This is a genomic window from Chryseobacterium sp. RR2-3-20, from assembly GCF_017808115.1.
Classification (GTDB): domain Bacteria; phylum Bacteroidota; class Bacteroidia; order Flavobacteriales; family Weeksellaceae; genus Chryseobacterium; species Chryseobacterium oryzae.
The window spans coordinates 1-7629 of the sequence record NZ_JADQBD010000098.1 but is presented as its reverse complement, the minus strand read 5'-3'; the positions used below and the strand labels follow the sequence as shown (position 1 = coordinate 7629).

10 protein-coding genes are annotated in these 7629 nt (G+C 30.7%); 9 read left to right on the top strand and 1 reads right to left on the bottom strand.

Annotated features, from left to right (window positions below; all coding sequences use genetic code 11):
- Nucleotides 1–280: 280 nt before the first annotated feature.
- On the bottom strand, nt 281–607 hold the full coding sequence (locus IV513_RS14435; RefSeq protein WP_209391262.1) for a hypothetical protein: 327 nt from the start codon (nt 605–607) through the stop codon (nt 281–283).
- A 191-nt stretch (nt 608–798) separates the two neighbouring features.
- Here IV513_RS14435 and IV513_RS14430 point away from each other — a divergent pair, with 191 nt between their 5' ends.
- The 9 genes from IV513_RS14430 (at nt 799) to IV513_RS14390 (ending at nt 7393) form a co-directional block, all read left to right on the top strand.
- Nucleotides 799–1392 carry a hypothetical protein gene (locus IV513_RS14430; RefSeq protein WP_209391261.1) on the top strand — a complete coding sequence of 198 codons (594 nt, stop codon included), beginning with the start codon at nt 799–801 and terminating at the stop codon, nt 1390–1392.
- A 228-nt stretch (nt 1393–1620) separates the two neighbouring features.
- On the top strand, nt 1621–2202 hold the full coding sequence (locus IV513_RS14425; protein ID WP_209391260.1) for a hypothetical protein: 582 nt from the start codon (nt 1621–1623) through the stop codon (nt 2200–2202).
- Nucleotides 2203–2445: 243 nt separating this feature from the next.
- Nucleotides 2446–2910: a DUF3805 domain-containing protein gene (locus IV513_RS14420; protein WP_209391259.1), complete on the top strand. Its 465-nt coding sequence runs from the start codon at nt 2446–2448 to the stop codon at nt 2908–2910.
- A 243-nt stretch (nt 2911–3153) separates the two neighbouring features.
- Nucleotides 3154–3975, top strand: a complete 822-nt coding sequence (locus IV513_RS14415) for a helix-turn-helix domain-containing protein (protein WP_209391258.1) — start codon at nt 3154–3156, stop codon at nt 3973–3975.
- Nucleotides 3976–4040: 65 nt separating this feature from the next.
- Nucleotides 4041–4448 (top strand): hypothetical protein, encoded by a 408-nt coding sequence (locus IV513_RS14410; RefSeq protein WP_209391257.1) that lies wholly within the window; start codon nt 4041–4043, stop codon nt 4446–4448.
- On the top strand, nt 4441–4797 hold the full coding sequence (locus IV513_RS14405) for a hypothetical protein (RefSeq protein ID WP_209391256.1): 357 nt from the start codon (nt 4441–4443) through the stop codon (nt 4795–4797). Before IV513_RS14410 ends, IV513_RS14405 begins: the two co-directional genes overlap by 8 nt.
- A gap of 236 nt (nt 4798–5033) precedes the next feature.
- Nucleotides 5034–6191 carry a hypothetical protein gene (locus tag IV513_RS14400; RefSeq protein ID WP_209391255.1) on the top strand — a complete coding sequence of 386 codons (1158 nt, stop codon included), beginning with the start codon at nt 5034–5036 and terminating at the stop codon, nt 6189–6191.
- Between the two features lie 319 nt (nt 6192–6510).
- Nucleotides 6511–6927, top strand: coding sequence for a hypothetical protein (locus IV513_RS14395; protein ID WP_209391254.1), 417 nt, complete (start codon nt 6511–6513; stop codon nt 6925–6927).
- 7 nt (nt 6928–6934) lie between these two features.
- Nucleotides 6935–7393, top strand: a complete 459-nt coding sequence (locus IV513_RS14390) for a MarR family winged helix-turn-helix transcriptional regulator (protein WP_209391253.1) — start codon at nt 6935–6937, stop codon at nt 7391–7393.
- Nucleotides 7394–7629: the final 236 nt, after the last annotated feature.

Here is a 7629-nt window from a genome sequence, read left to right as displayed (position 1 = left end):
AATTTTGAATCCATAAGAAGGTTTTTTTGTTGTCAACCTCAAAGATACTTTGAGTTACTTTAATTCCTTCTTATTTTTTTATTTAGGACGCTATTGATTCCACATTATTTTTGTAGTTTAGTTTCATGGAAAAAATATCGGCTCCGTTTAGTCTAAATTGAACTTTTCGTTCCATTTAGCCCGCACTTCGCCAATACTTTTTCCGTTATATGAAAGTGGGCAGGAGTGCTTCAATTGAACTTTCGGGAGAAAGAAAAAGAAAAAATCTGCCCACGCTCATTTACTTTTGATAATCAACTTCAATTCGTTGCAAAACTTCAGGTGAACCATAATGGTATTGCAACTCATTATTCCACATTGTAATAAACACACGGTATTGGATTGATGGATTTAAAGTGTCTGCAACGTGATACCAAACCTTTCCTCCGTGTTCGCCCCAACTTCCGTATTGAAACCCCTCGTACCTTAAGATTTTCCACCCTCTTTTTTTAATTTCATATGGTGCTTTGCTCTTAATAGCATCTACTTTCCCATCAGTTCCAATTACTGAATAGCCAATCAATCCAATGATTGAAATTGTAATTAAAAATTTTACGATTGTTTCCATTTTTTTTTAAAATTAAATTGTTTCCCACGCTCATTTTTTCTTTTTCTTTTTAAGTGCTTCTAATCAGGTGTAGTGCGTGAAATCCCACCTTCATATAACACTGGTTTTGCAATAGCGGTTTTGAAAATTTATGCCGTATAAAAACCGCCATCGCAAAGCCAAAAATCGTTACCTGCAATAGTATCACCGAAATGCTCACAAAAGAAGAACTAACAGATGCTTACAAGAATTTTAACGACCAAAAAATCTTGAATCTTGCTATGAATGAGAGCAAAAGTTTGAGAGAAGATGCGATTCCAATTCTTGAGTCTGAAATTAAGCGGAGAAATCTTGACATAAAACTTCTTGATTGGATAAAATTGGAAAGAAATTTTTTCAAAGGCGCTGAATTGCAAAATTTGAAAAAACAAATTCAAAACTCTGAATGCAGTGAGTGTGGAAAAAAATTTAACAATGTTCAAGGTTTTAACATTCATTATCTTTCTGCTCTTGATTCAACTTTTGACTCTGAAATTATTGTTTGCGAAAATTGCGGAAAACAATTGAGAAAAAAAAGTTATATTAAAACTGCAACTTTAGGATTCTTATCTTTTCGGGGAATAATAAATGTGCCTTTTTATTTTATTGGTGAATTAATTGCAAGTTTTTCAAGAAAAAAAAGAAGTGAAAAAATCATAGAAGAATTCATTTTTCAAAATACAGGATTGATTAGAGAATACGGGAATGAAAAAGTTTATGAATTAATTGGTCATCACAATATTCAACAAGCCAAACAAAATGAATAAAACTACTGCAGGTAACATAGTATTTGCAAAAGGCGGGGTTGAATATATAATATGAAGTGTGGTTACATTTAGCCGCAGCTGCTTTTCATATTGCTTTTTTTATTAATTTAGACAATCTGAAAAAGCATCTGCTCCGGTTGGGCTACATTGAACTATTCGTCCAATTTAGCCCGCCCTTCGCAAATACTTTTTCCGTTACCTGCAATTTTACCAGAAATCCCGCATAAAATGAAAATAACTTTAACTCTTGTAATTTTATTCATTCTGAACGTTAGTTGCGCAAAAAGTAAAACTGAAGAAAATCAAGAAATAAACAAAATTCTAAATGCGTTTATTAAATATGAATCTGACCGAAAAAATTTAAAACCTGAAAAAATATTTTTGGTTAATCCTGAATTGCAAAAATTACAAATTTATGTTCCAAGTCAAAAAGAAATTTTGGGGGAAGAACCAGGACCACCACCCTTTTTCAATAAAAACATTATTCATTTACTTGACTTTGGCAAAATTGACAAACAAACACGGAAACAAGATTCTCTAAACTTGTTGAAACAAAATAAATACGTTTTTGATTCCCTAAATATTGATTCAAAACTAAATCCTAACATTAAATTGGCAAATAAAACAGAAATTTATGAACGTATAAATTTATATCAATTTTCAAATCCTGTTTACTTCAATGATAACCTTGCATACATTGAAACAATATATTATGAAACAGTTTTCGGAATTGGGTTTGGTTACTTATTGGAAAAACAAAAAGATGGAAGTTGGAAAGTAATAAACATAAGAAACACCTTTATTACCTAAAAAAAAACTGCAGGTAACATTGTATTGGCAAAATGCGGGGTTGAGGACTAAATTGAACTCTTTGTAATATTTAGCCGCCAATATTTTCCAATTCCACATTTTTTCTTAATTTAGTTCCATTGAAAAAATATTGGCTACGATTGGTCTGAACTTGAACTTTCGTTCAAATTAAGCCCGCACTTCGCCAATACTTTTTCCGTTATCTGCAATCGCGTGACAAAAATTCCGCATAACAAATTGACAATGAAAGTAGTTCAAATTTTATCAATTTCAATTCTACTAATATTCAACAATTGCTCAAAGAAAATGGAACATAATTTTAATTCGGAATATAATTATTCAATAAAACTTCCTGAAAATTGGAGTGAATATGAAACCGATGAAAATAACACAAATGCATTTTTTGATACAATAAAATGGACTGGAAATTTGAGAATAACTGTAATGAATTACAAGATCGAATGTCCAAACAAATTTCTAAGTAAAATATTGATTAAAAAAGAAGGAGCAAATATTAATTGGGAAAATTTCGATGGAATTTATTACGTTGAGAAGACAAATAATGAAGAGATGAATTATTGGTATCTAATACAAAACAAAAAACTTTTCGTTTGTTCATTTTTAATGGGTCAATTAAAAGGAAAAAAAGAAATTAAAAATGAATTGACCAAAGTTGAAAATATTTTGAAAACACTAAAAACTAACTAATTGCGACTGCAGATAACATAGTATTTGCAAAAGGCGGGGTTGAAACCACGTAGAAAGGTTTGTTGCATTTAGTCGCAACTTGCTTTTCATATTGTATTTTTTTGTAATTTAACAATCTGAAAAAGCAATTTGCTTCGTTCGGTCGAAATTGAACTTTCAGTTAAATTTAGCCCGCCCTTCGCAAATACTTTTTCCGTTACCTGCAAGCGTAACAGACGACAGTGCTAACATTGACAGAGAGAAATGATATTTAAAAAACATATACCAAAAACACCACTTGACAACTATGTAGACAGTATATGTTACATTGAAGGCAATAACAAAGGAACAGGACTTCCTAAAATTGCAATGAGTTTAGTTTTCAACCTTGAAGACAATTTTAAACTTTTCACAGACAAGAATTTTGACAACCATATTGATTACAAGCGACATTGGGTTGCAGGACTTCAAACCAAACCGACTAATGTAGAAAGTTACGGAACAAGTAAAATGTTGGTTATTCAATTCAAAGCATTAGGTGCTTTTATTTTCCTTAATGACCCTTTGCACTATTACACGAACAACTATGTAACACTTGACAACATTTTTAACAATGAAGCAGACGAAACTTGGGAACAACTTAAAGAAGCAAACTCAATGACAGAGCAATTCCTACTTATTGAAAATTTCCTTTACCGCAAATTATTGACAAATAAGTTTCCTAATCAAAAACTGATTTCAACAATAGAAATATTGCTATCTAAATCAAATCCAATTTCTATTAATCAAATTTGTAACAAACTAAAAATTTCTCGAAAACATTTAAACCATTTATCAAAAGAATTTGCAGGCGTTTCACCAAAAACTTTATCATCATTAAGCAGATTTCAAAACTCATTAAAAACCATAAGTAGTTCACCGACTGAAAAACTTACAAATGTTGCTTACGAATTAGAATATTTTGACCAAGCCCATTTCATAAACGACTTCAAAAGGTTCGCAGACTTGACCCCTAATGAATACGCAAATCTTGTTGAAAAAACACAATCTCTTAAAATAGTCCCTCATTTTATTCCATTTCAGTAATGGTTACATTTTTACAATTTTTGTAAAACTACATCCTCTACTTTTATACTCAAATAATTTAAAATATGAAGCGTAATATTATTTCTGTGGTAGTTGGATTAGTATCGGCAATTGTGTTTTTTGTAATAGCAGAGACAATCAATAGTTACTTACACCCAGCACCTAAAACATTGGACTACAATGACAGCATAGCAGTAAAGACATTTTACGAAAATCAACCATTATCGCTTTGGTTATTTGTTTTAGTAGGTTGGGTAATCGGTTCAGTTTTGTGTGGTTTTTTAATTAAGTTAATTAGTAAAAATGACAACAAAAAGTTACCAATTATTGCAGGTAGCATTTTGACACTTTCCGCAGTTGCAAACTTTTTTACTTTACCGCACCCAACTTGGTTTATAATTGTCGGACTTATCATTTTTATACCTTCGACATTATTGGGATATAAATCATACAAATTAAAAACCAATGAATGATAACCAAACTTTCAATAGACTAAAAACGCTACTTAAACAATTTGAAGCGGAACTAACTTTAATTCACGACAAAGATGATAACTACTATTTGAACACACCCATTTCAGACACAAATAAAAAAGCTGAATTTTTTGGGGCAGTTCAAATCAAAAAATCATATGTCGCATTTCATTTAATGCCAGTTTATTATTATCCTAACTTACTTGACAATATTAGCCAAGACCTTAGAGACCGTATGCAAGGAAAATCTTGCTTCAACTTCAAAGAAATTGACGACAAACTTTTCAAAGAGTTAACTACCTTGACAAAAAAATCATTTGACCTGTATAAATCAATTAAGAAAATCTAACATGCAAGACAAAACGCCTGCAGGTAACATGGGTTTGGCAAAAGCGGGGTTGAGAGTTATCATTTAGAAGATTTCAGCACTTTTAGCCGCAAAAAACCATTTCGTTTTTTTATTTTTTGTAATTTTGAAAAAACGAAAATGGTTTTTGCTCGGTTCGGGTTTAGTTGGAATTTCCGGCTTTCGTATCCCCGCCTTCGCCAAGCCCTTTCCCGTTATGCGACATTTTACAAACAACAATGATAGAAAAAATAGCAAATAATAAAACTAATCAAGAGCCAATTAACCTAAATTCAATTGAATCAATAAAAGAAAAGCTTGATTATTACCGCTCGTTATTTGGGAAAATTCAAGATTTAACAGAAGAGGACTTTGAAAAGTTAAAAATAGACATCAAAACTTTTTTTAATTTAAAATCTACGCATTTCACAAACGAAGCTCCTGAAAATCTTGTTAGAATTTCTAATAATACAAATATTTTAAATTCTCAAGGTATTGAACTTGGTTGTTTTACTGAAATTGACCAAATACTTGCACCACCAATAAAATTTTGCAATTTCGGACGTTGTAATCTTCCAAATCAACAAGTGCTCTATTGTGCTTTGGATCCTGCAAGTGCATACTGGGAAACGAAGCCTAAGAAAGGAGATGTCATTACCCTTTCATATTGGAAACGAAAAAAAGGAATTAAAATTAATTGTAATGTGATAGGTCATGAAAAAATTTCAGACCCTGAAAAAGACTCAAAACTAAAAGAAGTTTTTTATTTATTGGACGATTTTTTTATCGATGCATTCAGTTATGAAGTTGATAGACAAAGACCTCAAGATTATCTTTTTAGTTCATTATTATCGTCTGAGTTTTTATTTTATCCAGTTCATTCGGAAAATAATATTGAAGCAATAATTTATCCTAGTGTACAAAAAAAGAAATTTGGTTATAATTTCGCAATTAAAAATGATTTAATATTTGAAAAATATGACTTAGTCGGATTAGAAACAAGATTTGTTCTAGATGAGAATCCTAATATTAATCCTGAAACTAATGACTTAACAAGTGATTACATAATTGCAAGTATAGGAACTGAAACTTTTGATTTAAAATCAGGGAAAATATTATATAGTGATAAAGTCAAGGAAACCTTTGAGTTTCTAAGAATGCTACAGACAAGTGAAGGTAAACAACAAAGATTAGATGTTCCAGATAACGTAAGCAAAAATATGGTCTTAAATTTATCTAGAAATAGTAAAATCTATGTTAATACTAAACCAAAGAAAAAACGTATTGGACGAAATGAAAAAGTTAATGTTATTTATTCCAACGGAACTGTAATAAATGATATTAAGTTTAAAAAAATTATGGAAGATTTTAATAATGGTAAATGTAAAATCTTATAAAAAACGTCGCATAACATTGTATTTGCAAAAGGCGGGGTTGAATATATAATAGAAAAACCCGATGCATTTAGTCGCAACTTGCTTTTCATATTGTATTTTTTTGTAATTTAACAATCTGAAAAAGCAATTTGCTTCGTTCGGTCGAAATTGAACTTTTCGTCCAATTTAGCCCGCCCTTCGCAAATACTTTTTCCGTTAGGTGCAATTTTAAGAGATACCCTAAAACAGATAGTAGTAACAAAAAATAAAAATAAAATTGCATATTATAAGTACACTTACTATATTTGCACATATAATTTAACAAGGCAAATAATTTAATATGTGGACATTTGAAGTAAGTCGTAAAACGACAGCAAAAAAAGAAATAATTTGGAAACTATGGACAGATGTTCCAAATTGGAATATTTGGGATGCAGAAGTTGTAAACGCTGAACTATTTGGACAATTTCAAACAGGGGCAAAAGGAATTTTGAAACCAAAAGACGGACCAAAAGCTAAATTTGAAATGATAGAATGTACAAATCTTAAATCATTTACTGACAGAAGTTTTTTACCACTTTGCAAAATGGACTTTATACATTCAATGACAGAAACTAATGATGGACTTGAAATAACACATAAAGTTGAAATTACAGGTTTTATGACTTTTTTGTTCTCAAAAGTTATCGGAAATAAAATCAAGGTTGGACTTCCAATTGCCGTTGACAAACTAATTAAACTTGCAGAAAAAAACTAAAAAATAAATGGCAAAAACAGATTTTAGTTTTGAAAAAACAGAAGAAAGTTCAGGATTTTTATTGTGGCAAGTTACGAATTTCTGGCAACGAGAAATTAAAAAAGCATTAGAAAAATATGAATTGACACATTCTCAATTTGTATTACTTGCAAGTATTCATTGGCTGACACTAGACAAACAAAACGTAACACAAATTTTGTTATCAAACCATACGAAAATTGACCCTATGACAACTTCCACAGTTTTGAGAACCTTACAAACAAAAGGACTTATTAAAAGACAAGAACACGAAACTGATACAAGAGCAAAAACAGTTGGGTTAACAGAAATAGGAATAAAAAACACAAAACAAGCCATTAAGACAGTAGAAGAATTTGACAAACAATTTTTCGGTTCACTTGGAAACGAAACACAAAATTTTAATAACAAACTAACGACACTACTAGACAAAAAAAACTGCACCTAACAGGGGTTTGGCAAAATGGGGGCATTAGTGCTAATTTGAGCATTTGTACTTCTATCAACATTAGTGCTAAATTGAACATTTGTACTTCTAATCCCCCACTTCGCCAAGCCCCAAAACGTTGTGCGCAATATTAGAAGCTGCATATTCCTGAAATAGGTTGACAAAAAATTCATTAAATATTGTCAAACTATGGAACAAGAAAAATTCAATAGGTGTCCAAAATATACCTATCAAAA